General features: G+C 61.1%; 25 protein-coding genes. 15 read left to right on the top strand and 10 right to left on the bottom strand.

The window, feature by feature from the left end; all coding sequences use genetic code 11:
* Positions 1 to 55 precede the first annotated feature (55 nt).
* Positions 56 to 610: an N-acetylmuramoyl-L-alanine amidase gene (locus tag HDE80_RS02945; RefSeq protein ID WP_184667642.1), complete on the bottom strand. Its 555-nt coding sequence runs from the start codon at positions 608 to 610 to the stop codon at positions 56 to 58.
* Between the two features lie 72 nt (positions 611 to 682).
* On the opposite strand from HDE80_RS02945, the gene HDE80_RS02950 reads away from it, so the two are divergent.
* The 5 genes from HDE80_RS02950 (at position 683) to egtD (ending at position 6,365) form a co-directional block, all read left to right on the top strand.
* A complete protein-coding gene (locus tag HDE80_RS02950; protein ID WP_184667644.1) occupies positions 683 to 1,210 on the top strand; it encodes an alpha/beta hydrolase in 528 nt (175 codons plus the stop codon).
* The gene (gene rlmKL, locus HDE80_RS02955) at positions 1,207 to 3,393 is read left to right on the top strand and encodes a bifunctional 23S rRNA (guanine(2069)-N(7))-methyltransferase RlmK/23S rRNA (guanine(2445)-N(2))-methyltransferase RlmL (protein WP_184667646.1); all 2,187 of its coding nucleotides are present in this window, start codon (positions 1,207 to 1,209) and stop codon (positions 3,391 to 3,393) included. Before HDE80_RS02950 ends, rlmKL begins: the two co-directional genes overlap by 4 nt.
* Positions 3,394 to 3,456: 63 nt before the next feature.
* Complete coding sequence (locus tag HDE80_RS02960; protein WP_184667648.1) at positions 3,457 to 3,849, top strand: hypothetical protein; 393 nt, start codon at positions 3,457 to 3,459, stop codon at positions 3,847 to 3,849.
* Between the two features lie 276 nt (positions 3,850 to 4,125).
* Complete coding sequence (egtB, locus tag HDE80_RS02965; RefSeq protein ID WP_184667650.1) at positions 4,126 to 5,382, top strand: ergothioneine biosynthesis protein EgtB; 1,257 nt, start codon at positions 4,126 to 4,128, stop codon at positions 5,380 to 5,382.
* The gene (egtD, locus tag HDE80_RS02970; protein WP_184667652.1) at positions 5,379 to 6,365 is read left to right on the top strand and encodes an L-histidine N(alpha)-methyltransferase; all 987 of its coding nucleotides are present in this window, start codon (positions 5,379 to 5,381) and stop codon (positions 6,363 to 6,365) included. Before egtB ends, egtD begins: the two co-directional genes overlap by 4 nt.
* Before the next feature lie 85 nt (positions 6,366 to 6,450).
* Here the strand turns inward: egtD and HDE80_RS02975 are convergent, their stop codons facing one another.
* From HDE80_RS02975 to HDE80_RS02995, 5 genes are all read right to left on the bottom strand, one after another.
* A complete protein-coding gene (locus HDE80_RS02975) occupies positions 6,451 to 7,158 on the bottom strand; it encodes an SH3 domain-containing protein (protein ID WP_184667654.1) in 708 nt (235 codons plus the stop codon).
* A gap of 184 nt (positions 7,159 to 7,342) precedes the next feature.
* Positions 7,343 to 8,857 (bottom strand): peptidase S10, encoded by a 1,515-nt coding sequence (locus HDE80_RS02980; RefSeq protein ID WP_184667656.1) that lies wholly within the window; start codon positions 8,855 to 8,857, stop codon positions 7,343 to 7,345.
* A 205-nt stretch (positions 8,858 to 9,062) separates the two neighbouring features.
* Positions 9,063 to 9,800, bottom strand: coding sequence for an SH3 domain-containing protein (locus HDE80_RS02985; protein ID WP_184667658.1), 738 nt, complete (start codon positions 9,798 to 9,800; stop codon positions 9,063 to 9,065).
* Positions 9,801 to 9,914: 114 nt separating this feature from the next.
* Positions 9,915 to 10,529: a peptide-methionine (R)-S-oxide reductase MsrB gene (gene msrB, locus HDE80_RS02990; RefSeq protein WP_184667660.1), complete on the bottom strand. Its 615-nt coding sequence runs from the start codon at positions 10,527 to 10,529 to the stop codon at positions 9,915 to 9,917.
* A gap of 109 nt (positions 10,530 to 10,638) precedes the next feature.
* Positions 10,639 to 12,360, bottom strand: coding sequence for a cytochrome c biogenesis protein DipZ (locus HDE80_RS02995; RefSeq protein ID WP_184667662.1), 1,722 nt, complete (start codon positions 12,358 to 12,360; stop codon positions 10,639 to 10,641).
* Positions 12,361 to 12,545: 185 nt separating this feature from the next.
* Between HDE80_RS02995 and HDE80_RS03000 the strand changes: the two genes are divergently transcribed.
* Together HDE80_RS03000 and HDE80_RS03005 are read left to right on the top strand one after the other, a co-directional pair.
* A complete protein-coding gene (locus tag HDE80_RS03000; RefSeq protein ID WP_184667664.1) occupies positions 12,546 to 13,211 on the top strand; it encodes a sigma-70 family RNA polymerase sigma factor in 666 nt (221 codons plus the stop codon).
* A 5-nt stretch (positions 13,212 to 13,216) separates the two neighbouring features.
* On the top strand, positions 13,217 to 13,882 hold the full coding sequence (locus tag HDE80_RS03005) for an NrsF family protein (protein ID WP_184667666.1): 666 nt from the start codon (positions 13,217 to 13,219) through the stop codon (positions 13,880 to 13,882).
* Positions 13,883 to 13,957: 75 nt separating this feature from the next.
* On the opposite strand, the gene HDE80_RS03010 is transcribed toward HDE80_RS03005, so the two are convergent.
* Positions 13,958 to 14,440 carry a YajQ family cyclic di-GMP-binding protein gene (locus HDE80_RS03010; RefSeq protein ID WP_184601414.1) on the bottom strand — a complete coding sequence of 161 codons (483 nt, stop codon included), beginning with the start codon at positions 14,438 to 14,440 and terminating at the stop codon, positions 13,958 to 13,960.
* 116 nt (positions 14,441 to 14,556) lie between these two features.
* On the opposite strand from HDE80_RS03010, the gene HDE80_RS03015 reads away from it, so the two are divergent.
* Positions 14,557 to 15,750 carry an NAD(P)/FAD-dependent oxidoreductase gene (locus HDE80_RS03015; protein WP_184667668.1) on the top strand — a complete coding sequence of 398 codons (1,194 nt, stop codon included), beginning with the start codon at positions 14,557 to 14,559 and terminating at the stop codon, positions 15,748 to 15,750.
* Entirely contained in the window at positions 15,674 to 16,702 is a 1,029-nt protein-coding gene (locus HDE80_RS03020; RefSeq protein ID WP_184667670.1) for an NAD(P)-dependent oxidoreductase, read from the top strand. The genes HDE80_RS03015 and HDE80_RS03020 overlap by 77 nt, the downstream gene beginning before the upstream one ends.
* A 53-nt stretch (positions 16,703 to 16,755) precedes the next feature.
* Here the strand turns inward: HDE80_RS03020 and HDE80_RS03025 are convergent, their stop codons facing one another.
* A complete protein-coding gene (locus HDE80_RS03025) occupies positions 16,756 to 17,640 on the bottom strand; it encodes a PhzF family phenazine biosynthesis protein (protein WP_184667672.1) in 885 nt (294 codons plus the stop codon).
* Between the two features lie 198 nt (positions 17,641 to 17,838).
* Between HDE80_RS03025 and HDE80_RS03030 the strand changes: the two genes are divergently transcribed.
* From HDE80_RS03030 to HDE80_RS03045, 4 genes are all read left to right on the top strand, one after another.
* The gene (locus tag HDE80_RS03030) at positions 17,839 to 18,444 is read left to right on the top strand and encodes a rhomboid family intramembrane serine protease (RefSeq protein WP_184667676.1); all 606 of its coding nucleotides are present in this window, start codon (positions 17,839 to 17,841) and stop codon (positions 18,442 to 18,444) included.
* Between the two features lie 146 nt (positions 18,445 to 18,590).
* Positions 18,591 to 19,427, top strand: a complete 837-nt coding sequence (locus HDE80_RS03035; RefSeq protein WP_184667678.1) for a histone H1-like repetitive region-containing protein — start codon at positions 18,591 to 18,593, stop codon at positions 19,425 to 19,427.
* A 136-nt stretch (positions 19,428 to 19,563) separates the two neighbouring features.
* Positions 19,564 to 19,965: a hypothetical protein gene (locus tag HDE80_RS03040; RefSeq protein ID WP_184667680.1), complete on the top strand. Its 402-nt coding sequence runs from the start codon at positions 19,564 to 19,566 to the stop codon at positions 19,963 to 19,965.
* A 96-nt stretch (positions 19,966 to 20,061) separates the two neighbouring features.
* On the top strand, positions 20,062 to 21,096 hold the full coding sequence (locus HDE80_RS03045) for an aminopeptidase (RefSeq protein WP_345776405.1): 1,035 nt from the start codon (positions 20,062 to 20,064) through the stop codon (positions 21,094 to 21,096).
* A gap of 40 nt (positions 21,097 to 21,136) precedes the next feature.
* On the opposite strand, the gene HDE80_RS03050 is transcribed toward HDE80_RS03045, so the two are convergent.
* Complete coding sequence (locus HDE80_RS03050; RefSeq protein WP_184667684.1) at positions 21,137 to 22,222, bottom strand: alkene reductase; 1,086 nt, start codon at positions 22,220 to 22,222, stop codon at positions 21,137 to 21,139.
* Between the two features lie 216 nt (positions 22,223 to 22,438).
* Between HDE80_RS03050 and HDE80_RS03055 the strand changes: the two genes are divergently transcribed.
* Positions 22,439 to 22,819, top strand: a complete 381-nt coding sequence (locus tag HDE80_RS03055) for a thioredoxin family protein (RefSeq protein ID WP_184667686.1) — start codon at positions 22,439 to 22,441, stop codon at positions 22,817 to 22,819.
* Between the two features lie 311 nt (positions 22,820 to 23,130).
* Positions 23,131 to 24,318 carry a nicotinate phosphoribosyltransferase gene (gene pncB / locus HDE80_RS03060; protein WP_184667688.1) on the top strand — a complete coding sequence of 396 codons (1,188 nt, stop codon included), beginning with the start codon at positions 23,131 to 23,133 and terminating at the stop codon, positions 24,316 to 24,318.
* Between the two features lie 19 nt (positions 24,319 to 24,337).
* Here pncB and HDE80_RS03065 read toward each other — a convergent pair whose 3' ends face one another.
* Positions 24,338 to 25,141: a MetQ/NlpA family ABC transporter substrate-binding protein gene (locus tag HDE80_RS03065; RefSeq protein ID WP_184601404.1), complete on the bottom strand. Its 804-nt coding sequence runs from the start codon at positions 25,139 to 25,141 to the stop codon at positions 24,338 to 24,340.
* Positions 25,142 to 25,159: the final 18 nt, after the last annotated feature.

Consider the following 25,159-nt stretch of genomic DNA (forward strand, 5'->3'; position numbering starts at 1 on the left):
CACGATTATAGCGGTAGCCGATCCATCACCCGCTGCGGACCGTTTGACTTGGCCCCTAGGCTCGGCGAGTCAGTCCGCTGTCGTGTAGCACGCGATCCCAGGGAAACAGCGGACCTGGATCGAGCTTGCGCGGCACTTCCTTTGATGCGTCGTCGCTGGCTGGCATGCGTGCGGTGTCCAGATCTTCATGCCCGGCGATAGCGTGGAGGTTCGGGTGATCGAGGCGCAACTGCTCAAGCAGGGCGACCAATGCGGTGATCTGCGCGTCGGTGTAGGGCTCGGTCATGATCTGGTGGCGCGAATCCCACCAATGCGGATAGCGGCCCAGGTTCACCAGCTCGATGCCTACGGAGTTCGGATTGTGGCCGCGCACGTGGTTGGCCACCCGAGTGGGCGGGACGTAGCAATAAATCCCGCCGTCGCGATCAACGTAGTAGTGGCCGCAGTTGCCAGTACCGTTTTCATGCAGCGCTCTTTCACCGTACTCGCGAGCGATGGCCAGATCCGGCAGTTCGGTGCAGTGGATTACCACGACTTCCACTGCGCCGACGTCGCGCTCGGGCAATTGGTCGATATAGGGCAGCGGTTGATCGTGGATGGTCAGTGACATGGGCCAAGTCTCGCCGGAAACGCTGCCTGTTACCATGTGCAACTCACTTATTGCAGTTATACGGAGTCCGCCATGCGCGGCCAGATCATTCTTTCGCACGGCCTGAACTCCGAACCGAATGCCACCAAGGTCAGCGCGCTGGCTGCGCAGGCCGAAGCCCAGGGCTGGCAGACACAACGGCCGGATTACCGCGACGACGATGCGCGCGGCCATGATGGTTGCGTCGCGCCGCGCATCGCCCGCCTGCGCGCCACCATCGAGGCGCTGCCCACGCCGCCACTGCTGGTGGGTTCCAGCATGGGTGCATTTGTCTCGGGTCTGGCCTCGCTGGATGTGCCGGTACTCGGTCTGCTGCTGCTGGCTACGCCCAGTGAAATCCCCGGCTATGCGCGGGCGTTCGATCTCAGGCACGGCGTGCCCACCATGCTGATCCACGGCTGGCGCGACGATGTCTGCCCGCCCGAAGGCATGCAGGCCTTCGCAGGCAAGCATCGACTGCCGCTGCTGCTGCTGGATGACGATCACCGCCTGGGTGCGAATATGGATGTGATTTCTGCGCAGTTCCAGGGCCTGCTCGATCAATTGGCGACCGCCGCATGAGTCATTACTTTGCTACTTGCCCCAAGGGGCTCGAATACCTGCTGCGTGACGAACTGATCGCGATGGGTGCGATCGATGTCCGCGAAGCGCTGGCCGGCGCGCATTTTTCCGGCACGCTGGAAACCGCCTACCGTGCCTGTCTGTGGTCGCGGCTGGCCAGCCGGATTCTGCTGCCGCTGGCGGACTTTGATGCGGCTGACGACGATGCGCTGTATCGCGGCGTGCAATCGATCGACTGGAGCACGCATCTGGCCGCCCACGGCACGCTGTCGGTCGATGCGGGCACGGCGCTGAGCAAGCTCACGCACAGTCAATTCATTGCACAGCGCGTGAAGGATGCGGTGGTCGACCAGTTTCGTCAGCGTGATGGCAACCGGCCCGCTGTGGATACCGACGAGCCGGATATCCGCATCAACTTGAGGCTACGCCGCGACCGCGCGACGGTATCGCTGGATCTCGCCGGCACGCCGTTGCACCGGCGCGGCTGGCGTGAAGTACAGGGTGAGGCGCCGCTGAAGGAAAACCTCGCCACCGCCATGTTGCTGCGCGCACGCTGGCCGGAGGTGTACGCCGCTGGCGGCGCGCTGCTCGATCCGATGTGCGGTTCGGGCACGCTGCTGATCGAAGGCGCGCTGATGGCTGCCGATGTGGCGCCCGGCCTGCGCCGCGAATACTTCGGTTTCCTTGGCTGGCACCAGCACGACATCACACTGTGGCGTGGTCTGTTGACCGATGCGAACGAGCGTGCCGAAAAGGGCCTGCGCGAATTGCGCAGCGTGTTCTTCGGCAGCGATGCCGATCCGCGCATGGTTCAGACGTCCAAACGCAATGCGCAGGAAGCGGGTGTGGCCGGATTCTTTACGCTGGATCGGCAGGAGGTGTCGCACGCCGCGCCGCCGCCGGGCGTCGACTACGGCCTGGTCATCACCAATCCGCCGTACGGCGAACGCCTGGGCGAACGTGCCGAGATGCCGCTGCTGTATCGCGCCGTCGGCGATGCCTTGCGCGCTCGCTTCACCGGCTGGCGCGCTGCCGTGCTGGCCGGCGACGTGGAGCTTGGCCGGGCCATGCAGCTGCATGCCGACAAGCGCTATACGCTGTACAACGGCGCACTGGAAACCGTGCTGCTGACGTTCGACCTGAGCAAGCGGGACGAAGCACCACGCGAGCCCAAGCCACTGTCGGCCGGTGCGCAGATGCTGAAGAACCGGCTGGAAAAGAACGTCAAGCACTTGCGCAAGCGGCTGACCCGCGAAGGCGTCCACTGCTGGCGTGCCTACGACCAGGATCTGCCCGAGTACGCCGCGGCGATCGACGTCTATGGCGATACGCATGGCAATGATCATCTGCACATTCAGGAATACCGCGCGCCTGCCGATGTGCCGCCCGACGTGGCACGACTGCGCATGCGCGAGATTGCTCGCGTCGCGGGTGAAGTACTCAACGTGCCGCGCGAGCGCATCGCGCTGAAAACCCGCGAGCGCGGCAAGGGCGGTTCGAAGTACGGCCAGCTCGACCAGCGCAATGAGTTCATCGAGGTGGAAGAGGACAGCCTGAAGTTTCTGGTCAACCTCACCGACTATCTGGATACCGGTCTGTTCCTGGACCACCGGCTGGTGCGTGGAAAAGTGCGCGAGCTGGCCGATGGCAAATGCTTCCTCAACCTGTTTGCCTATACCGCGACGGCCAGCGTGCATGCGGCTGCCGGCGGCGCGCTGGAAACCACCAGTGTGGATCTGTCAGCCACGTATCTGGAATGGGCTTCGCGCAATCTCGCGCTCAACGGATTCAGTGGCGCAAGCCATCGGTTGATGCAATTCGACGCACTGGAATTCCTGCAGCGTGACCGCGGTCATTACGGGCTGATCTTCGTCGATCCGCCGACGTTCTCCAATTCCAAGCGTGCCGACGATTTCGATGTGCAGCGCGATCATGTGAAGCTGCTTGATGCCTGTAACGAGCGATTGACGCGCGATGGCGTGATCGTGTTTTCCAACAATTTCCGACGTTTCAAACTGGACAAGGCCGAGCTGGAACAGCGCTTCGTGATCGAGGAATGGACGGTGCCCAGCATCCCGTTCGATTTCGCTCGTCGGGCCGACATCCACGGCTGCTGGCTGCTGCGTCGTCGTCCGGCTGACCCGGGAATAAATCCATGGGATTCGGCCCGTATTAAAAAGTAAACGCTTCAGTTCACATTAAGCCCGAAAAGTCGAGCATAGGTCCCGTACCAACGGAGAACTGCCATGAGCAACAAACGTTTCAGTAGTGCAACCAAGATGTTGGCCCTCGGCCTTGCTGTAACAGCGGCAGTCGCCATGCCGCTTAGCGCATCAGCACGCGGCTGGGGCGGATATGGCTACCATGGCGGCTACGGTGGTTATCACGGCGGTTACGGCCGCGGTGGTTACTGGAGTGGTGGACGCTGGATCGGCGGCGCCATTGTTGCCGGTTTGGTTGGCGGCCTCGTCTACAGCGCGACCCGTCCGGCACCGGTGTACTACGGCTACGGTCCCCCGGTCGTGTATACACAGCCAACCACGGTGGTATACGAGAATGCCCCAGTCGTTACCCGTACGGTGACGACTTACAGCCAGCCTACGCAGTACGTGCGCGACGATGGCTATTACGGCAACTGATATCAGATCTGTTTTTTAAGATCTAGCAAGATAAAAGAGCCCGGCTTGATGCCGGGCTCTTTCATTGGGGCATATGCCCACCAAGGTGGCGCTCCAACACCAGTTATTGCATGGCGTCATCCCTAGCCGGCTGCCAGCCATCCGCGAATGTCGCGCCCCAATCACAAGATTTCAACGCTTGGCACGGCATCCTTGCCGCCATGTTTTTCAGCCATCCTCCGCGCCAGGTTCTGGGCATCGTAACTGCGCCGAGGTGTAGAGCGAAGGATGGTTGCCATGTCTAGCGAAATTTTTCTGGTTTCTTCCAAAGCTGCCGTGCGATTCAGCAGGATTCGTGCGAAGACGCTCGGGCTGGTCGCGGGACTGAGTGCTGAAGATCTGCTGGTGCAGTCGATGCCGGATGCCAGTCCAGGCAAATGGCACCTGGCGCATACCACCTGGTTTTTCGAGCACTTTGTGCTTGGCCGCGATCCCACCTATAAGACGCGCGATCCGGCTTGGCATTTCCTCTTCAATTCCTATTACCAGTCTATCGGGCCAATGCATGCCCGCCCGCAGCGCGGACTGATATCCCGTCCGTCGCTGGCCGAGGTGTTCGACTATCGTGAGCGTATCGATACGGCGGTCAATGAACTGCTTTCGCGCGATGACGATCCTGAGCTGGCGGAGTTGATTGAACTCGGGTTGCAGCACGAGCAGCAGCATCAGGAGTTGTTGCTCACCGACATCAAACACGCACTCTCGTGCAATCCGCTGCTACCTGCCTATCAAGACAGGAAAGCAGCCTTGCCGCCGGCATCGGCGAGTTTGATGCCTTTGCGTTTCATCAGCGGCAAGGAAGGCATCGTTGAAATCGGCCATCGTGGTGAAGGCTTTGCCTTCGACAGCGAGACACCGCGGCATCGCACGCTATTGCAGCCGCACGCGCTGGCCAATCGGCTGGTGACCAATGCTGAATACCTCGCGTTTGTGCGCGAGGGTGGTTACCGCGAACCTGGCCTCTGGCTTTCCGATGGCTGGGTTACTGTGCAGCGCGAAGGATGGGAACGCCCGGCTTACTGGCAGGATGATCTGGCCAGCGAATTTACGCTGGCCGGTGTGCAGGAAATCCGCCTGAACGATCCGGTATCGCATGTCAGCTACTTCGAAGCCGAAGCGTTTGCCCGCTGGGCCGGTGCCCGCTTGCCGACCGAGGCCGAGTGGGAATCCGCGGCTCAAGGTCTGCCCATCAAGGGAAACTTCCAGGACGACCAGCGGTTTCATCCTGCTGCCGCCAGCGACGACGGCGGCCTACTGCAGATGTATGGCGATGTCTGGGAGTGGACGGCATCGCCCTACATCAGCTACCCGGGTTTTCAACCTTTGCCCGGCTCGCTGGGCGAGTACAACGGCAAATTCATGAGCGGACAATGGATTCTGCGCGGTGGCTCCTGTGCCACCCCGCGCGATCATATCCGCGCCAGCTATCGCAACTTTTTTCCACCCCATGCCCGTTGGCAGTTTGCCGGGCTACGATTGGGACAAGATCAATGAACGCGCAAGTTTCGGGTCTCAGCGACGACGATCGTCGCCCACCTTCCAATGAATTGCTGGAAATTGCCCAGCGTGGATTGGCGCTGAAGCCGAAGCGTCTGCCGTCGTGGCTGTTCTATGACGAACGCGGCTCCGCGCTGTTCGACGAGATCTGCGAACAGCCCGAGTACTACCTGACGCGCAGCGAGATCGTGCTGATGGATGAACATGCCGGCAACATCGCCGACACCCTGGGCAGCGATGTACGCCTGGTCGAGTATGGCAGCGGCAACGCACGCAAGACGAGCATGCTCCTGCAGCATCTGCACGAACCGGTGGCCTACGTGCCGGTGGAGATTTCAGCCGAGCCCCTGCGCGAAAGTGTCGAACGACTCGGCGCGGAATTTCCATCGCTGCCGGTGCAGCCGCTGTGTGCGGATTTCACCAAGCCGCTGCGCCTGCCGATTCCACCGCGTGCGCCGCGTCGTACGGTGGTGTATTTCCCGGGCTCCACCATTGGCAATTTCGACAACCGTGATGCGGCCGTCTTGCTGCGCAAGATGCGCAACGAGATGGGCGATGCCGGCGGCATCCTGATCGGTGTGGATCTGAAGAAAGATCATGCAGTCATCGAGGCGGCTTACAATGATCGCGCCGGTGTCACGTCCAGATTTACGCTCAACATGCTGACACGCCTCAACCGGGATATCGGCAGCAATTTCGATCTGACTGCCTTCCGTCATCGCGCGCACTACAACCCGATGGCTGGTCGTATCGAGACGCATATCGTCAGCGCCAAGTCGCAGCAGGTAAAAATTGGTCGCGCCAACGTGGCGTTCCGCGAAGATGAGGCGATCCAAGTCGAATACAGCTGCAAGTATTCGCTGGCGGACTTCGAAGCGTTGGCTGCCAAGGCAGGGCTGGCCGTGCTTCGCGTGTGGACCGATGCGCAGCAGATGTTCAGCGTGCAATACCTCGTGCGTGCTAGCACGGTAGCGCGTTGAACCGGCAGGTTCATAAGCCGGCCCTTCCCAGCGGCCTGAAAGCAGGCGCGTCAACACCTGCCTGTACGGCAGGTGTTTTTACGTTTCAGTTGCCGTTGTTGGCAGGCTTTGCCGCTGGCCGGCCCGGTGGACGCTGCTGACCCGGATTGGGGCGGTTGTTGCCGGGGCCTGAGCCGGGCCGCTGATTGCCGCCACCGGGGTTTCCCTGGCCCGGTCGGGTTGGCCGATTACCGTTCTGATTCCCTTGACCGGGCCGGCCAGGGCCGCCGACGCCGGGTTGTGGACGCGCTGGTGGACGATTGCCTGCGGGTGGGCGAGTAGGGCGCGGCGGGCGGTGCTGTATCGGTGGGCGCGGCGGTGGGCGCTGTATAGGACGTGGCGGCGGGCGATAGGGGATCGGGCGACCATACCAGCGACTGCGATCGCGGTAGAACGGTCGATCCCGATAATAGTTACCCCAATAGCTGCCGATCACGAAGCTGACAATCGGGATGCCGATTTGTGCGCCATATGCAGGCACCAGTACGCGCTGATTCTGGTAGTTGTATTGCAGATAATTGCCGGCGATCCAGCCGCGATTGCCAAAGGCGATGACATCGCACCATTCCCATCCATCCGTGCACCCTTGGATGGATATCTGAGTGCCGATCGGGATTGTGGTGATTCGCGGATAGCTGCTATCCGGTCCCGCACGCAAATTGACATTGGTCGTAACGAAGCCATCCGCGGCATGTGCGAGCAGCGGGGCGAGAAGAAACAATGAAGCCAGCAAAGCGAAAACTGGACGTTTCATGAGATCAATCTCCGGCGGTCAGCTCGAGTTGGCAGGCCGGCTGACCATGCACCTGGCATGGTCGAAGCCGCCTCGCACCCCATGACATTGTTCCAGTTTTGGCAGCAGCGCAAGCTCAGTGCGAATTTAGTTCAACCGCCTCAAAGGCAGAGGGCGTGCTTCGCCCTCTGCCGTTCAATGGCGATTACTTGACGCCGTAAAGTGCGCGTACGTCGTGCGACAGCGCGGACTGGCTGTCTTCGCGCGCGTAGAACATGTGTCCGCCGGCATACTCTTTCACCTGCACGCGGGTCGGATCACCCATCTCGGGCATCTGATCGACGATCAGCACCGAGGCCATGAACGGGCAGGACAGGTCGTCCCAGCCGTGGGCAATCAGCACGCGCAGACCGGGGTCGTTGGCAACCGCTTCGCGCAGCTGCGATACCGAGCCCTGATTGGCATCGTCGTCCTCATGCCACAGCTTGTTCACGTCATAGCTCAGTGCGTTATAGCGGCCGTCGTATTTCCAGCCGACCGTCTGCGTGACGAAGTTGACCATCGCGCTGGTGGTGGGCGCGATGATGCCGTTGAGGATCGGATCGCCGGTCTGCTGATGCGGTGCGTACGGGAACGGGTCCCATGCAGTGACGTTGGAATCGTAGCGACTGCCCAACTTACCCTCGGCGCGATAGACCTCGCGCAGATAAGCCTGCGTTTCCAGCCGACCGCCGGAGCGTTTTACGAACAGTGGATCGAGCCCAGTCAATTCGGTGACCTTGCTGACTACGCGATCAGTCGCCTGCGGATCGGAGCGGCCCTTCATCAGGTCGGTGGCGTATTCGCCGCGTGTGTATTCGATGATCGGTGCCATCGCTGCGTCCGTGAGCTTGTGCTCACGCTCCAGGTGCGCCGCGGCGATTGAGGGCAGGGTCAGCATCCATGGCAGAGGCGATACGTTTTCGTCATCGGATGCCGCCGAGTCGAGATACGGCGACAGCAGCACCAGGCCGTTCATCGCCACACCGAGCTGGGTTTGCAGATAGTCGGTGATGCGCGGGCCACGGAAGCCGCCGTAGCTCTCGCCGACCAGATACTTGCGTGAGGTCATGCGCCCGTTCTTGACCAGCCAGTCGTAGACGATGCGCGACAGGTACTTGATGTCGTTGTCGGTACTGTAGAACTGCTTGGTTGCTTCCTTGTCATCGACCAGCGCGCGACTGTAGCCCGTGCCGACCGGGTCGATGAAGACCAGATCGGTAAAGCCTAGCCAGGTGCCGGGATTGTCGTGCAAGGTGGCGGGTGCCGAAGGCGTGTCACCCTCGACACCGAAACTCACTTTTTTCGGCCCAATGGCGCCGAAATTGAGATAGACCGAAGATGCGCCCGGTCCGCCGTTGACGGCGAATGTCACCGGCCGATCCTTGCCTGGCATCGTGTATGCGGTGAATACCACTTCAGCGGTGATAGTGCCCTTGTCATCGCGCACCGGCAGCGAGCCGACGGTGACGGTGTACTTGAGCGATCGGCCATCCACGCTGGTGCTCTGCGAGACGTGTGCGTCGGCTGGCAGCGGTGGCAGGTGGAAGCCATTGCTGCTGCCGGCGTCATCCGTCGATGCCGGCTTGTCCGCCTTGTGACCATCGGCGGCAATGGCGGATAGATTGAAACCGGCTAGCACAAGCGTGGCCAGCAGGGCAGATTGCAGAGACTTGCGCACAGATCCGTTCCTCAGGACTAAAGGCACAAGCCTAACCGTCCGTTGTGCCGCCGGAGTGTGCATAAAGGCATGGATGAGGGATTCGCTGCGCGTCACATTGGAAACATAGCCATGCGATGGCGTGCGTAGCCACACAGCAGAACGGGATGATTTGTATCATCCCGTTCTGTTTCATCACGGTCATCTGGACAGCATCATCGATCGATCAATGGCCGTTGTCGTCGTTATGGTCATTGTCGTGGTGATCTTCAGGGTGCCCTGTCGGATGAGCTTGCGGCTGCGGTCGACCCTGGCTGGTTGCCGGCTGGCCTATTCCTGGCCGAACGGCGGGGCCTTGCCCCCGCTGCGGAACCGATGGCTGGCCGTTCTGTATGGCGCGCTCGGGATAACCCGGGCTCACGGGTCCGAGACGTCCCGGCCGCTGATACCCTGCTCCGGGTTGGCCGCCATAGTTACCGTTTGGCCCATGCCACTGGCCGGGGCCACCCGGACGTCCCGGGTAGGGGCCGTGCGATGGTGGCGATGGTGGCCTACTCACATAGGGCCGGTTATACCAGTTGGCGCGTTGGCCATAGAACGGACGGCTGCGATAGTAGCGATCCCAATAGGCGCCGATGCTGAAGGCGACGATGGGAATGCCGATTTGCTCACCGTACTCCGGCAGCAGAACCTGCTGATCCTGGTACTCGTACTGGATGTAACCGCCGGGGATCCAGCCGCGGCTGCCGTCGCCTTCGTTGATCACGTCGCACCATTCCCAGCCGTTGGTGCACCCCTGTACATCGACTTCTGTGCCGGTCGGCAGTTGGTCGACCAGCGGGTAACTCGGGTCGGGGCCTGCGCGCAGGTTCACGTTATCGACCACATACCCTTCGGCCGCATAGGCACATACGGGCGCTGCCAGACACAGCACAGCGAGGGAAGACCAAAGCTTGCGTTTCATCACGTCGATCTCCGGCGAAAAAAGAGAGTGCTCCCTATCGAGCGAGCGCGTTCACTTTATATGCGCTTTTGACCGTGATCACGTGGTTTTTACGGCGAGGCTTTGGCTCGCCGTTCAGGCAGCTTTTCTTGGAACAAAACGTAGCGCCACGGCATTCATGCAGTAGCGCAAGCCGGTCGGCTTCGGGCCATCGTCGAAAACGTGGCCGAGGTGGCTATCGCAATTGGCGCAGCGGATTTCGATGCGATCCATGCCGAACGTGTTGTCGTGTTTTTCAAACACGTTGGTCTTGGCGATCGGCTGCCAGAAGCTGGGCCAGCCAGTACCCGAGTCGAACTCGGTTGCCGCATCGTACAGCGCGGTGGCGCAGCCGACGCAGCGGAACAGACCAGGGCTGGCGGGCTTCTCGTGATCGCCACTGAAGGCCCGTTCGGTACCGTCACGGCGCAGCACATCATAGCTGGCCGGAGACAGTCGTTGCTTCCATTGCGCGTCGCTCAATATCAACCGCGGCACTTGGTGTGCACCGAGGTCCTTGCCGTCGCCGGAAAAGACTTCCAGCAGCACATTGCCCGGTTTGCCGATCGGCTTGTTGCTCGCCGCGGATTCCTCGGCAAACAGGCGCGGGATAAGCACGCCACCGCCGATAGCCAGCAGCGCGCCACCGGCGACGGCGGCACGAACGAAGCGGCGACGATCCGCAGCGAGAGTTTCATTGATGCGTGACATGGGAACCTCCGTTGAAACGGGTAAATCGGGAACGACTCCAGTGGCGATGCTTCCGCGAGTGACTTGCCGCACGCGGCACTATCGGAACAGCCATCGCAGTGTCTCCGGATCAGCCGAACGTGAAGGCATATGCCTGCACACCCGGGTCAAGAAATTCGATCTCGAACAAGCGCTCGCCGCTGCCGTTGGTCTGACGTACCAGCTGATACAGGCGTTGGGCGTTCACGACACCATTGCCGTCGGCATCGGTATCCATGCCGTGGTCAGCGCCCGGCGCGTTGCCGTCGATGCGCACGCGGAAACGAACAGGCTTGACGTCAGCGGACGGACCGAGCACGAGATGCAGATCGCGCCCACGAAAGCGATAAACGATGCGGCCACCCGCTTTCTCCAGCTGTACGTTTTCTGCATGCACGGTCCAACGCCCGTCGAGCGACCACTGGTTGCTGCCAAGCGTGGTCGGTGCGCTGTAATCCCAGGCGTCGTCATGTGCGACCTTGCCACCAGCGAAGTTCAGCGCGCGGGCGTAGCCGACGTAAGTCTCCGGTGACACCGTCGCACTGTCCGACGCGGCGGCCTCGACACCTTGTTGACTCCCGCTGACATATCCACCGGGCAGATTTTTCTGGCCGGCTTCGGTCAGCAGCTGGCGCAGCAGATCCTCGCTTTCGGCATAGCCACCTTCACCGAAGTGGTGGTGGCGAATCTGTCCCTGTGCATCGACGAAGTAGTGCGCTGGCCAGTATTCGTTGTGGAAGCCCTGCCAGATCGCGTAGTTGTTATCCAGCGCGACTGGATAATCGACGCCCAGATCCTTCACCGCCTTGGCGACGTTGGCCGGATCTTTCTCGAACGCGAACTCCGGCGAATGCACGCCGATCACCACCAGACCGTGATCCTTGTACTTGTCGGCCCAGCCGCGCACGTAAGGCAGGGAGCGAATGCAATTGATGCAGGAGTAGGTCCAGAAATCGACCAGTACTACCTTGCCGCGCAGCGACTCGGTCGTCAGCGGTGGGCTGTTGATCCATTGGCTGGCGCCTTCGAGAGAGGGCATCTGGCCTTCCACCGGCAAGGGTGCGCCGGCTTTCAGCACCGGCTCGGGCGCCGGCGCCGGGCGCACGGCGTTGATCAGCTTCTGTTCGATGCCGCCGGTACTGGCTAAGGACACGCGTGTCAGCAGGCCTGTATCGAGTCCTAGCGCGATCGCAGCAACACCGGCGAGCACCAGTACGCCGAGTACTCGGCGCACCCACTCACCGGCGCCCAGCGAGCGCTTCATCAGCGCAAACACCTTGCCGCCAATCAGCAGGGCCACGCCGAGCGACGTTGCCGCTCCGCCGGCGTAAGTGAGCAGCAGCAGGGTGGTCTGCACGCTCGCGCCATTCAGTGCGGCGCCGGTCAGCAGCAATCCTAGGATCGGCCCGGCACACGGTGCCCACAACAGCCCTGTAGCTACACCAAGGCCGGCGGCCGACCAGATTGAATCGCCGTCACTGGACGATCCCTGCGACAGCTTGTTGCCCAGCGCCACAAAGGGGCGACTGATCCATTCGGCCAGATGCGTTGAAAGCAGCGTCAGGCCCAGGAACGCCAGCACCACCAGCGCGATGATGCGACCGTATTGGTTGGCATGTACCGCCCAGCCACCGCCCAGCGCGGCCAGCGTCGCCACGGCAGCAAACGTGATCGCCATGCCCAGCAGCATCGGCAGGCCGTTGCGCATGAATGGCCGATCCGAGCGGGCGAATACGAAGGGCAGCACGGGCAGGATGCATGGGCTGAGGATGGTCAGCACACCGCCGAGGAAAGCAAGAATCAAGACAATCATGGAGGCTTCGTAGGTGAGGGGTTCGACAGGTTATTCGCTGCCGTACGGGCAGGGGTTACGCGTGAGAAATGCAGCCGATCCATGCACTGCTGCGCAGGTGCATCTGCGTAATGAACATTTACGACGTAACCCTGATCGCGGATGCGGCGAAAGCCCAATTGAGAGTTGCGAATTAAGGAGCGGCCATGCCGCACAGCTTGACCGCCAATGGCTTCATGGGTGTAGATAGTGGCCTTTCCCTCTGGGCGAGTGCCACTCGAACCGTGCAAGCTGAAGCTGTCTCCCCTAGCGCCAGTGAATCGCCCGACCAGCGTCGGGCGCGCTTGATGGCGGCTGCGCAATCGGGTGACCGGCGTGCGTATGAGCGGGTGCTGGCCGATTCGATACTGTTGATTCGCGTCGCGGCACGGCGGCAAGGCGTAGCGGTGGACCGTCTGGACGATGTGGTGCAGGAAACGTTGATCACCGTGAATCGTGTACGGCATACCTACGATCCTTCGCGTTCGTACGATGCGTGGCTTACTGCGATCGCCAATCGTCGTGCCATTGACGCGCTGCGCAGCCGCGGTCGTCGTGACAGCCGAGAGATCCACGATGACATCGCCTTCGATAATCATGCGGATATCGACGATGCCAGCGCTGTGACCGAACAGTTGCAGCGTGCTCAGCGCCTGCGTGAGGCGATTGCCGAACTGCCACCGGGTCAGCGCGAGGCCGTGGAGCAAATGGGCCTGCACGAACGGTCGCTAAGCGAGGCGGCCGAGCTGACCGGCCGCAATACCGGCGCATTGAAAGTGAATCTGCATCGCGCGTTGAAAGCATTGCGCGAACGCTTCAATGGAGAGCCGTGATTGCCATGTCCGATCCACGATCCTACGAAGCCTTGATCGATCGTCTCGGTGCCGAATTGGTGCCAGTACGACGTTTGCGGCCGCCGTCTTTGCGCACGCTGGGCTGGCTGCTGGTGGTGGCAGCTATCGCGGTCGTGCTGTTGATGCACTACGGCACGGGCGGCATGCTGAAACGTTTCGCCGGCACGCCGGATCTGGCTTGGGCTGGCATGGGTGCGGTCATCACAGCCATCAGCGCGGCGTGGGCTGCCTTTGCGCTAAGCGTGCCCGGTCGCCGCGCGGCTTGGGCATGGCTGCCGCTGCCGGGCGCGTTGCTGTGGATCGGGGCCAGCGGTCTGGGTTGCTTGCGCCAAACCGTTAGTCACGTGCTTGCGCCGGGGACGCAAATATCCACCATGCATCAATCGGCAGACTGCCTGGTCTTTATCGTCGGGTTTTCCGTACCGCTGTCCGCACTGATGGTTTTTCTGCTGCGCCGTGCATATCCACTTCGGCCCGTGCTTACGGCTGTGCTGGTGGGTTTGGCCAGCGCAGCGGCGTCGGCAAGCCTGTTGGAAATTTGTCACTCATACGATGCAGCAGCGACAGATTTGCTGACGCATGCAGCTGCCGTGGTGCTGGTCGTCGCGGTCAATGCGGCGATGGGCGGCCGGCTGTTGTCGAAGGCCTAGCCGTTTCTTCGCTGCCAACGCATTGCTGGATGACACGATGCGCTTGAGCCGATGAAACAGGTTGATGTAGACCAGTCAGTCGCGAAAGTTGTCGAACTGCAGCGGTAGTTCGACCTCGGCCTTGCGCAGCACGGCCATCGCGCTCTGCAGATCGTCGCGCTTCTTGCCACTGACGCGCAGTTTGTCGCCGTTGATCTGCGCTTCGACCTTGAGCTTGGCTTCCTTCATCGAGGCGATCAGTTTTTTCGCGATCGGCTGCTCAATCCCTTGTTTGACGGTGATTTTCTGCCTTGAGCCAGCCAGGTTGGTTTCCGGGTCGGCGACATCCAATGCGCGAACGTCGATTTTTCGTGCGACCAGACGGCCGCGCAGGATGTCCATCATCTGATTCAGCTGGAATTCGCTGGCTCCGCTCTGCGTGATCACGAAATCATCCAGCTCAAATTTTGCATCCGAGCCCTTGAAGTCGAAGCGGGTCGTCAGCTCGCGGTTGGCCTGGTCGACCGCATTCGTCAGTTCGTGTTTGTCGACTTCGGAAATCACGTCGAAGGAAGGCATGGCGGTAGCTCTTGTTAATCGGTGAGGCAGTGTAAGCGATGCCGACATCCGTCGCTGGTGGATAATGCTGAATTGCAACGTGCGGAAGCTCGGCCAACCATGAAAGTTCCGGTGTTATGAAAACCGATGCCATAAAGACCGACGTGCTGATCATCGGTGCCGGTGCGGCTGGTCTGATGTGCGCCGTGGCAGCAGGCCAGCGTGGGCGCAAGGTGCTTTTGCTCGATCACGCCAACAGGGTGGGCAAGAAGATCCTGATGTCCGGCGGTGGTCGCTGCAATTTCACCAATCTGGGGGTCACGCCGGGCCAGTTCCTTTCGGCCAACCCGCATTTCGCCAAGTCGGCGTTGGCACGCTACACGCCGGCCGATTTCATCGCCCTGGTCGAGAAGCACCGCATCGCCTATCACGAGAAAGAACTGGGCCAGCTTTTTTGTGACGACTCCTCCAAGCAGATCGTCCGCATGCTGCTGGATGAATGCGAGGCGGTTGGTGTGACCATCGAAACCAGTTGCGCCGTAAACCGCGTGCGCAAGACGGATGGTGGTTTCACCGTGACGACCGCGCGCGGTGAGGTGTATGCCGAATCGCTGGTGATCGCCAGCGGCGGGTTGTCGATTCCCAGCATGGGGGCCAGCGGCTTCGGCTACGAACTGGCAAGACAGTTTGGTCATGAGGTATTGCCCACGCGGGCGGGGCTGGTGCCGCTGACGCTGAGCGGCAAGCATCAGGAGCATTATCAGGATCTCGCCGGCGTCGCGTTGCCTGCGGTGGAAACGAAGGTCGGCAAGCAGGTATTTCGCGCGGGTCTGCTGTTTACCCATCGCGGCATCAGCGGCCCGTCGATCCTGCAGATTTCCTCGTACTGGCAGCCTGGCGATGACCTGCGCACCAATCTGCTGCCGGATACCGCGGTTGGTCCGTGGCTGATCGAGCAGCGCACGGCACGACCACTGGCCGAACTGAAAACCGTGTTGAGCGACGTACTACCCAAGCGACTGGCACAGCGCCTATGCGAACAGTGGTTCGACAGTCGGCCGATGCGCCAGTACCGGGAAACCGAGTTGAGCCGGATCGGCGAGCAGCTCAATGCCTGGCCGATCACGGCCAGCGGTACCGAGGGCTACCGTACGGCCGAAGTCACGCTGGGTGGTGTGGATACCAGGGGCCTGTCCTCCAGCACCATGCAGTCGAAGCATGTGACGGGGCTGTATTTCATCGGCGAAGTGGTGGATGTCACCGGCTGGCTGGGTGGCTACAACTTCCAGTGGGCGTGGGCCTCGGGGCAGGCGGCGGGCGAGGTGGCTTGAGCGTTTCGCGCGATCTGAACACGGCGCATGGTTCACTTGGCGGCTGACAAACGATGAGGATGCGTGCATGAAGGTTGGATTTATCGGTCTCGGTGCGATGGGCAGTGCGATGGCCAGCAATCTGCTGGCGGCTGGTCACACGGTGACGGTGTGGAATCGTTCTGAAGCCGCCGCCGCGCCGTTGGTGTCGCTGGGTGCCAAGCTCGCACGCACCGCGGATCGCGCCGCACAGGGTGACGCGCTGTGCAGCATGCTGGCCAACGATCAGGCCGTGCGCGAGGTGATCCTCGATAGCGGCCTGCTCGATGCGATGGACCCTGGCACTGTGCATGTGAACCACGCCACGATTTCAGTGGCCTTGGCCAAAGAGCTCGCCGAGGAGCACGCCAAGCGTGGACTGGAGTACGTTTCCGCCCCGGTGTTTGGGCGCCCGGACGCCGCAGCGGCTGCGAAGCTCAACATACTGGTCGCCGGCAAGCTGGCCGTAGTAGAACGCGTGCGGCCCCTGTTGGAAGCGATGGCGGTGAAGCTATGGCCGATGGGCGAGCAGGCCGAACGCGCTAGCGTGGCGAAGATCGCCGGTAACTTCATGCTGGCGGCGGCGATCGAAAGCATGGCCGAGGCGACCGCGCTGACCCGTGCCTACGGTGTCAGCGCCGCTGACTTCCTCGATGTAATGACCAGCACGTTGTTTGCATCGCCGGCGTACCAGGGCTACGGCAAGCTGATCGCCGAAGAGCGTTTCCAACCCGCCGGCCTCACCCTGCCGCTGGGTCTGAAGGATGTCGAGCTGGCCCTGACCGCCGGTGGCACGGCACGCGTGCCGCTGCCGTTTGCCGGCGTACTGCGCGATAGCCTGCTCGAAGCGCTGGCTGGCGGTGATGCCGAGCTGGACTGGGCGGCCTTGGCACAGGTGGCTGCTCGGCGAGCGCATCTGGACGAACGCAAGTAAGGGTTGCGCGAGTCGACGCTCGCTCGAGTTTGATGCCGGCGCCGATTCAACCGTCAATCCTGCAGCGTCCAGTCCAGACTGCCATTGATCACCGTGTGGGTGCGGCCACCGATCCACACCGAACCGCCGTCGATCAGTGCTACGAGCCGGGCATCGTGGCCGATTTCACGTCCCTGGCTGACCTGATAGCCACGGGCCAGCTCGCCGTTCGGCTCGGTCTGCGCAATGTATGCGGCGATGGAACCGTTCGCCGCGCCTGAGGCGGGATCCTCCACGATGCCGGCGCCGGCGGGCAACGCACGGACCACCAGCTGATAGTTGGCGTTCGTGCTGCGGGCAAATGCGCACAGACCCATGCTGTCGCTGGCCCTGGCCAATGCACCGATCGCGGCATGATCGGGCTTCCATGCACGCAGGCTGGCCTCATCCGACACCTCGGCCAGCCACCAACGCCGACCACCGTCGACCAGCGCAGGCGGCAATCGGCCCGAACCCACGCCCACCAGCGCAGCTGGTAGCAGCGGGTGCGCATCATGTCCGCTATTCACTATGTGCTGAGCGGGCGACAGCAGCGACAGCTCGCGCTTTGGGCCGCTGCCATGCACGCGGATCGGCAGCGTTCCGGCACCGCATTCCTGCCACAGCAGGCCATCGCGTGGCTCGACCAGATCGCACTCGAGCGCGGCGTGTGCACTGCCAATGCTGGGATGGCCGGCAAACGGGATTTCCTTGTGCGGCGTGAACATGCGCACGCGGTAGCTCGCCTTGGGGTCCTGCGGTGGAAGCAGGAAGGTCGTTTCGACAAGGTTCGTCCAGCGGGCGAAGCGCTGCATGTCCTCGGCGCTCCAGTCTTGTGCGTTGACCACCACGCCCAGATGATTGCCGCCGCCGAGGCTGGCGGTGAAGACGTCGAGATGCATGTAACGAAAAGAAGTCATGATGTCCCTCCTTGGGGGCTAGCGCTGCAGTAGACACCGGATCGTGGTCGCGTCGCGATGTTTCTGATGGCGGTGAGTTTGCCCGCAGTCAGCTTGGTCATGCCGCCTCGCGCACTTCCGATTTTTGCCAGCGAAGTCGACAAGACCATGCACTAGCGCGAAGATGTCACGCTTTGCTTATCTCTCGCGGAATCGTTTATGCCGGTTACCTTCATCATCATCGCCATCACCGGCATCGTGTCGTTCATGGCCTTCAAGAACAGCCGGCTGATGAACGACCTCATCCTGTGGCCGCCAGCGATCACCCGTCAGCACGAGTACCACCGTCTGGTGACTTACGGCGTGGTGCATGCGGATTTCGGCCACCTGTTTTTCAACATGCTGACGCTGTATTTCTTCGGTCAGGTCATGGAAGGGTTTTTCACCGGACGTCTTGGCGGTTTCGGGTTTGCGCTGTTCTATATCGGTGGTCTGGTGGTCTCGATTCTGCCGACGTATCTGAAGAATCGCACCAATCCCAACTACCGCAGCCTTGGGGCATCCGGCGCTGTTTCAGCTGTGCTGTTCTCATTCGTTTTGTTGGCGCCATGGCAAAAGATCATTGTGCTGGTGATACCCATGCCGGCGATTCTCTATGCCGTGCTGTATACGGGCTACTCGATCTTCATGGATCGACGCGGGCAGGGCAACGTCAATCACAGCGCTCACCTTTGGGGTGCGGCCTACGGCGTCATCTTCACGCTGCTTATGGATCAACGTGTGCTTCCTTACTTCCTCAATCAGTTGTCGCATCCTTCGTTTTGATGACTGATGCGCCGGATTTGTCGCGAAGGTTTCAGGCGATTTCGTAAGGTCAGCCGTTAATATCCGAGCGATTCAAGGCGTGCATACTGGCTCATGTTTCATTGATCGCCGTTTAATTTTATTGGTCACCGCAGGAGAACGAACGCATGGCTACGAAAGGCAAGTCGGCAACGAAAAAGTCCGCGGCAAAAAAGGCGTCCGCAAAAAAAACAGCTGTAAAAAGGGCAGTCGTAAAACGCACCGCGAAGAAGGTTGCCACCCCGCGTAAAGCAGCGGCTGCCAAGAAGGCGCCCGTAAAAAAGGTAGCCACTAAAAAGGCAGCAGTGAAAAAGACAGCGACAAAAAAGCCGGCTGCAAAAAAAGTCACCCTTAAAAAGTCGGTAGTAAAAAAAGCTGTCGCGAAAAAGAAGCCGGTGGCCAAAAAGGTTGCCGTGAAGAAGCCGACAGTGAAGAAATCGGCCGCGAAGAAGCTTGTCGGAAAGAAGTCAGTCACGAAAAAGATCGCGGCCACCAAGCCGGCAGCCAAAAAGGTTATTGCCAAGAAAGCAGCGCCGAAGAAGTCCGTTGCCAAGCCGGTGACGAAATCTGCGGTGGCGAAACCTGCCGTGAAAAAGCCGGTAGCCAAGGTCGCTGCGACGAAAAAGCCGGCGGCGAAACCCGCGGCACCCAAGCCAGCCGTCAAGAAGGTTGCATCGTTTCCCAAGACCAAGGCGACCCCGCTCAAGTTGCCGACGCTGCCGGAGCCGGAAATCCATCACATCAGTCCGGCCGAAGCAGTGGAGCATATCCAGGCACTGCTGGAGGCCAAGCTGGAGCGCGTGCGTCAGGGGCCGAGCTGGCCTGGCGCGGTGACTGTGCAGCCCGCGACGAATACGCCCGATCCCCATGCGCCCACGCCTGGTGCCGGCGGCCTGTCCAGCGAAGCGGCGTTTGGCCATGCGCTGGCACATGAGCGAGGCGACCAGTCCAAGCGCAAGGGCTGATGCGTGCGCATTGACGGTCCTGCGTATATGGCTGGTGGGTAAATGCCCATCAGCCATGTGTTTGTACCTCAGGAGGCGTTCAAGCGCATAGGACTAGCGTTCAGGTCATGACTCCCGTTGGAGTCGGAGACAAACCATGAAACGCCTGCTCGCAAGTCTCGTTCTGCTCGCCGCCATCACTACTTTGTCCGGGTGTTATTACGACCCCGGCTATAGCTACGTTCGCGGTTCCAGTTACAGCGGCGACGTGTATTACGGTCAGGCCGCGCCGGTATATCAGGGTGGTTACTACGGGTACCCCGGCTACGGTTACTACGACAATGGCTATTACGGCTGCTGCAGCGTAGGCGTCGTCGGTGGTTGGTACGGCGGTTATGGTGGCCCGCGCTACTGGCGCGGTGGTTACGGATATGGCGGGGGCCATTGGCAAGGCCGTCCCGGTTACGGCGGCGGCCATCCGGGTTACGCTGGCGGACATGGTGGCGGTCATTACTCGCATGGCGGCGGCTCCTCGCACGGCGGAAGTAACGGTCACTAAGACAGAACGCGGGGCCTGCGGCACAATCGCCGCATGCCTCGCCTAAATTATTTGCCACGTTCCATTCGGTTTCCAAGGCTCATCGCCATCACGGCGGTGGGCCTTTTGCTTGGCGCCTGCGGCAGCCTGCGTTATTACACACAGGCAGTGCGCGGGCAGAGTGAGCTGGTCTTTCATCGGCGCAACATTGGTACGATCGTCAGCAATCCGGCGACTGACCCCAAACTGGCCGCACGACTTTTACTGGCCCAGCAGGCGCGTCTTTTCGCTTCGCAGCACCTGGGGTTGCCGGATAATCGCAGCTATACGCGCTACGTCGATCTGCATCGAAACTATGTGGTGTGGAACGTGTTCGCGGCGCCGCGCTATTCGGTAGAGCCGGTGCTTTATTGTTTTCCCGTCGCAGGCTGCGTGGCTTATCGCGGTTACTTTGCCGAGGCGGATGCCAAGGCCGAAGCGGCACGGCTGCAGAAAAAAGGCGACGACGTCGAGATCGGTGGCGTCTCGGCGTATTCCACGCTGGGCTGGTTCGCTGATCCGATTCTCAGCAGCATGCTGCGTTGGGACGACGACGAGCTGGACAGCACCATCTTCCACGAGCTGGCGCATCAGCTGATCTACGTAAAAGACGACACGGCATTCAACGAGTCTTTCGCTACATTTGTGCAGGATCAGGGCTTGCGCGAGTGGCGACAGTCGCGCGGGCTACCGGCGCAAGACGATCGCACGCAGGCGATGGACAGCGGCTTCACCAAACTGGTACTGGATCTGCGTGACCGACTGAAAAAGCTGTACGCCAGCGGCGTGGGCGACACGGCGATGGAAGGCGGCAAGCAGCAAGAGATCGCCGCATTTCGCGAACGTTACAAGCAGTGGCGCGATCGCGACTGGCCGAAGGAACATGGCTACGACGCCTGGGTGGCGGCGCCAATCAACAATGCGCGCTTGCTGCCGTTCGGCTTGTACGATCAGTGGACGCCTGCGTTCGCCGAGCTGTTCAAGCAATCGCAGGGTCAATGGCCGGCTTTCTATCAGCGCGTAAGGGACCTTGCCAGGCAGCCCAAGCTGCAGCGGGATGCCACGCTCGTGCAATTGGGGAGACGTGTTGCGACATCTTTGGCAGCGCCCTGAGCAAGCCGTCCTTGGCCTGGGGATCGTTGCCGATGAATGATCAGAGCGTGCGATAGTCCGTATAGCCCTCGGCGCCGCCGCCATACAGCGTGGCAGGATTGATGGCGCTGAGCGGCGCACCGATGCGTAGCCGCTTGATTAGATCGGGATTGGCGATGAATGGACGTCCAAACGCAACCAGGTCAGCCAGGCCGTTGCTGACAACTGCCTCGGCCATCTTTTCGGTGTAGCCGTTGTTGACCATCCAGCTGCCATGGAAGCGGCGATGCAACGCTTCGTAATCGAAGGGTGCAATATCGCGCGGGCCGCCTGTGGCACCTTCGATCACGTGCAGATAGGCCAGGCCGAGCGGGGCGAGCCTTTCAACGGCGCGCTCGAACAGTGGCTGCGGATGGGAGTCGCGCGCGTCGTTGGCCGGTGTCACGGGGGAGAGGCGCACACCGGTACGGCCGCTGCCCGCCGTCTGGGCAACGGCGCTGACGACGTCGTACAACAGGCGTGTGCGATTTTCGATACTGCCGCCCCAGGCGTCGTCGCGGTGATTGCTGCCATCACGCAGGAATTGGTCGATCAGATAACCGTTGGCCGCATGCACTTCGACGCCGTCAAACCCGGCATCCATCGCCCGCGCGGCGGCATAGCGGTATTCCGCGACGATGCGCGGCATTTCTCCAGCAGCCAGTGCGCGCGGCTCCGAAACTGGCTCGAAGCCGTTGGCGGTGAAGGTCTTGGCCTTGGCGCGGATCGCTGACGGAGCGACCGGTGCCTTGCCGCCCAGCTGCAGGCTGGTATGGGAGATGCGGCCGACGTGCCACATCTGCAGCACCATCTTGCCGCCGCGCGCGTGCACGGCATTAGTCACGGCCTTCCAGCCCTTGACCTGCGCGCTGCTGTAGATGCCGGGTGTGTCGAGGTAGCCCTGACCCTCGGGACTGATCTGGGTGGCTTCGGCGATGATCAGTCCCGCGTCGGCGCGCTGCGCGTAATACTCGGCCATCAGCGGCGTCGGCGTGCGGCCAGGGCCGGCACGATCGCGGGTCAGTGGTGCCATCACGATGCGGTTGGCCAGCGCGATATCGCCCATCTGGACTGGGTCGAACAGCGATCGGGGAGAACGATCTGACATACGGTGAATCCTTGCTGGTCGCGGAAATATCCTGCATGGATGGGTGCGGATGGCTTGCGCACCAAGTTTGGCAGGCTGAAGTCGCCATGATGCACAAGCGATCGTGATGTGTCGGTGTAACGTGGTTGGCACCAGCAAGGATGGTTACCCAGTTGTCATTCCACATACTGAAACTCATCTCTTTGGCTTGCAGGAATCAGGGTTGTCGACTTGATCATGTCCGATACCGCCGTACCCGAGTTCTTCGGGCGACTCCTCATGCAACAGGTCAACAGCGTGTCCCTTGACGATGTATTGCGCGAGGAGGGAGCGCCGCTCAGCATCCTGTTTCTGTGGGGTCGCGACTGCCCCAATTGCGATATCGCCAAGCGCGCCATGCTGCTGGCGCGGGATCGTTTCCAGTGGCCACGGGTGCGCTGGCTGCACGATAACGTTTACGACGATCCGACCATGGCCACGCGGTTTGGGTTGCACGGCATACCTGCGTTCTTCGTGTTTCGCGGTGAGCGAAAGATGGGACGGATTGGCGAGTGGCCTGGCACGCAAGCCTTTGTTCAAGCTATTGAAAATCAGATTGTGCTGGCGGCGACGGTCTAGCCAGCCTGTCGCTTAGCTGAACGAGTCTGGGACGTTTACGTTGAAGTCACGTACCCGCGGACACACTACATCCATGCATCGCCGTGACGGCGACCATAAGTGACGCAAAACACCGCTCACTGAGGGGCTGCTCTTCCTCCCCTGGACGCAGCCTGACAAGCCCCACCGGTCCTCCCCTGGCCAGTGGGGTTTTTTTTTGCCCTGAGTTGTTCGGTACGCAGGGGCGGTGCGCTCCGCTCCCTACATCTGCCCTGCAGGATGGGTAATGATTCAGCATCTGTCTGCGCAAGCATTCTCCGCAAGAGCCATTGATGATCATCGAATCGCTACTCGATACCGACCTGTACAAGTTTTCGATGATGCAGGTGGTGCTGCACCAGTATCCGGCGGCGCAGGTCGAGTACCGTTTCAAGTGCCGCAATCCCGGCATCGACCTGGTGCCTTATATCGATGAAATCCGTACCGAGCTCGCGGCGCTATGCCAGCTGCGCTTCAAGGCGGATGAGCTGCTGTATCTGCGTACCTGGCGTTTCCTGAAAAGCGACTTTGTCGATTTTCTCGATCTTTTCCATCTGAACGAAAAATATGTCGAGATCAGGCCGTCCAACGCGAACAACGGGGAAATAGATATCCGTATCTGCGGTCCCTGGCTGCACACGATTCTTTTCGAGGTGCCGCTGCTCGCGATCGTCAACGAGGTGTATTTTCGTCACGTCAGCGCAGGGTTGGATATGGCCGAAGGCCGCCAGCGGCTGCACGACAAGATTGCGTTGCTGCGCGACACGCCCGATTACGCCGGTTGCCGCATCGCCGACTACGGGACGCGGCGCCGGTATTCACGGGCATGGCAAGCCGAAGTGGTGACTACGCTGCGCGATGGCCTGGGCAAGCAGCTGGCGGGTACCAGCAACGTATGGTTGGCACGTGAGCTTGGGTTGACGCCGCTGGGCACGCTGGCGCACGAGTACCTGCAGGCGCACCAGGCGCTGGGGCCACGGCTGCGTGACTCGCAGGTGGCTGCGCTGGAGGCGTGGGCGAAGGAATACCGCGGCGATCTCGGCATTGCGCTATCGGATGTCTACGGACTCAATGCGTTTCTGCGCGATTTCGACATGTATTTCTGCAAGTTGTTCGACGGTACCCGGCATGACTCCGGCGATCCGTTCGACTGGGGCGAGAAGGTGTTGGCGCATTACCATGCCAACCGCGTCGATCCCCGCAGCAAGGTGCTGGTGTTCAGCGATGGGCTCGATATCCCGAAAGTGATGCAGCTCTACGCGCACTTCCGCGATCGCTGCCTGCTCGCATTCGGCGTCGGCACCAACCTCACCAACGACGTGGGCCCGACGCCGCTCAATATCGTCATCAAGATGACCCGCTGCAACGGCCAGCCGGTAGCCAAGCTCAGCGACTCGCCGGGCAAGAACATGTGCGACGACGAAGCCTACGTTACCTATCTGCGCCAGGTGTTCGAGATTCCGGCGACGCAGGGGTTGTAGTCATTCAGAAACTCAGCACTCAGAATGCTGGCAACACCGCACCGTGATACTTCTGTTCGATGAAGGTCTTGATCTCGGGGCTGGTGAGCGCCTTGGCCAGCTTCTGTACGCGCGGATCGTTCTGATTGTCTTCGCGGCCAACCAGATAATTCACGTACGGTGAGTTCTTGTCTTCGATCAGCAGCGCGTCTTTGGTCGGATTCAATCCGGCAGCCAGCGCATAGTTGGTATTGATCAGCGCCAGGTCTACTTCATCGAGTGTGCGCGGCAGCATGGCCGCTTCCAGCTCGCGAAACTTCAGGTGCTTCGGGTTGGCGGTGATGTCCTTCAAGGTAGCCATCTCGTCGTTCGGATTTTTCAGCGTGATCAGCCCGTGCTTGGCCAACAAAAGCAGCGCGCGGCTGTTGTTGCTGGGGTCATTGGGAATGGTCACGTTGGCACCATCCGGCAGCTGATCGATGTTTTTGTACTTGCGCGAATACGCACCGAACGGCTCGATGTGCACGCCGGTGATGATCACCAGTTTCGTGCCGCGTTCGCGGTTGAACGCATCAAGGTAGGGCTTGGTCTGAAAGAAGTTCAGGTCGATGTTTTTTTCGGCCACCTGCGAGTTGGGCTGCACGTAATCGGCAAACACCTTGATCTCAAGATCGACGCCTTCTTTGGCGAGCATCGGCTTGATCTGCTTGAGGATCTCCGCGTGCGGGATCGCGGTGGCGGCGACCGTCAGCGTATTCGAGTCACTGCTGGAGGATCCGCCATCATGGGCGGAGCAACCTGCCAAGGCGAGCAGTACAGCGAGGGAGGCAAGCAGTTTCTTCATGACGATGAGCTTTGTGCG

Origin of the sequence: Rhodanobacter sp. A1T4, from assembly GCF_014207185.1 — a bacterium.
Classification (GTDB): Bacteria; Pseudomonadota; Gammaproteobacteria; order Xanthomonadales; family Rhodanobacteraceae; genus Rhodanobacter.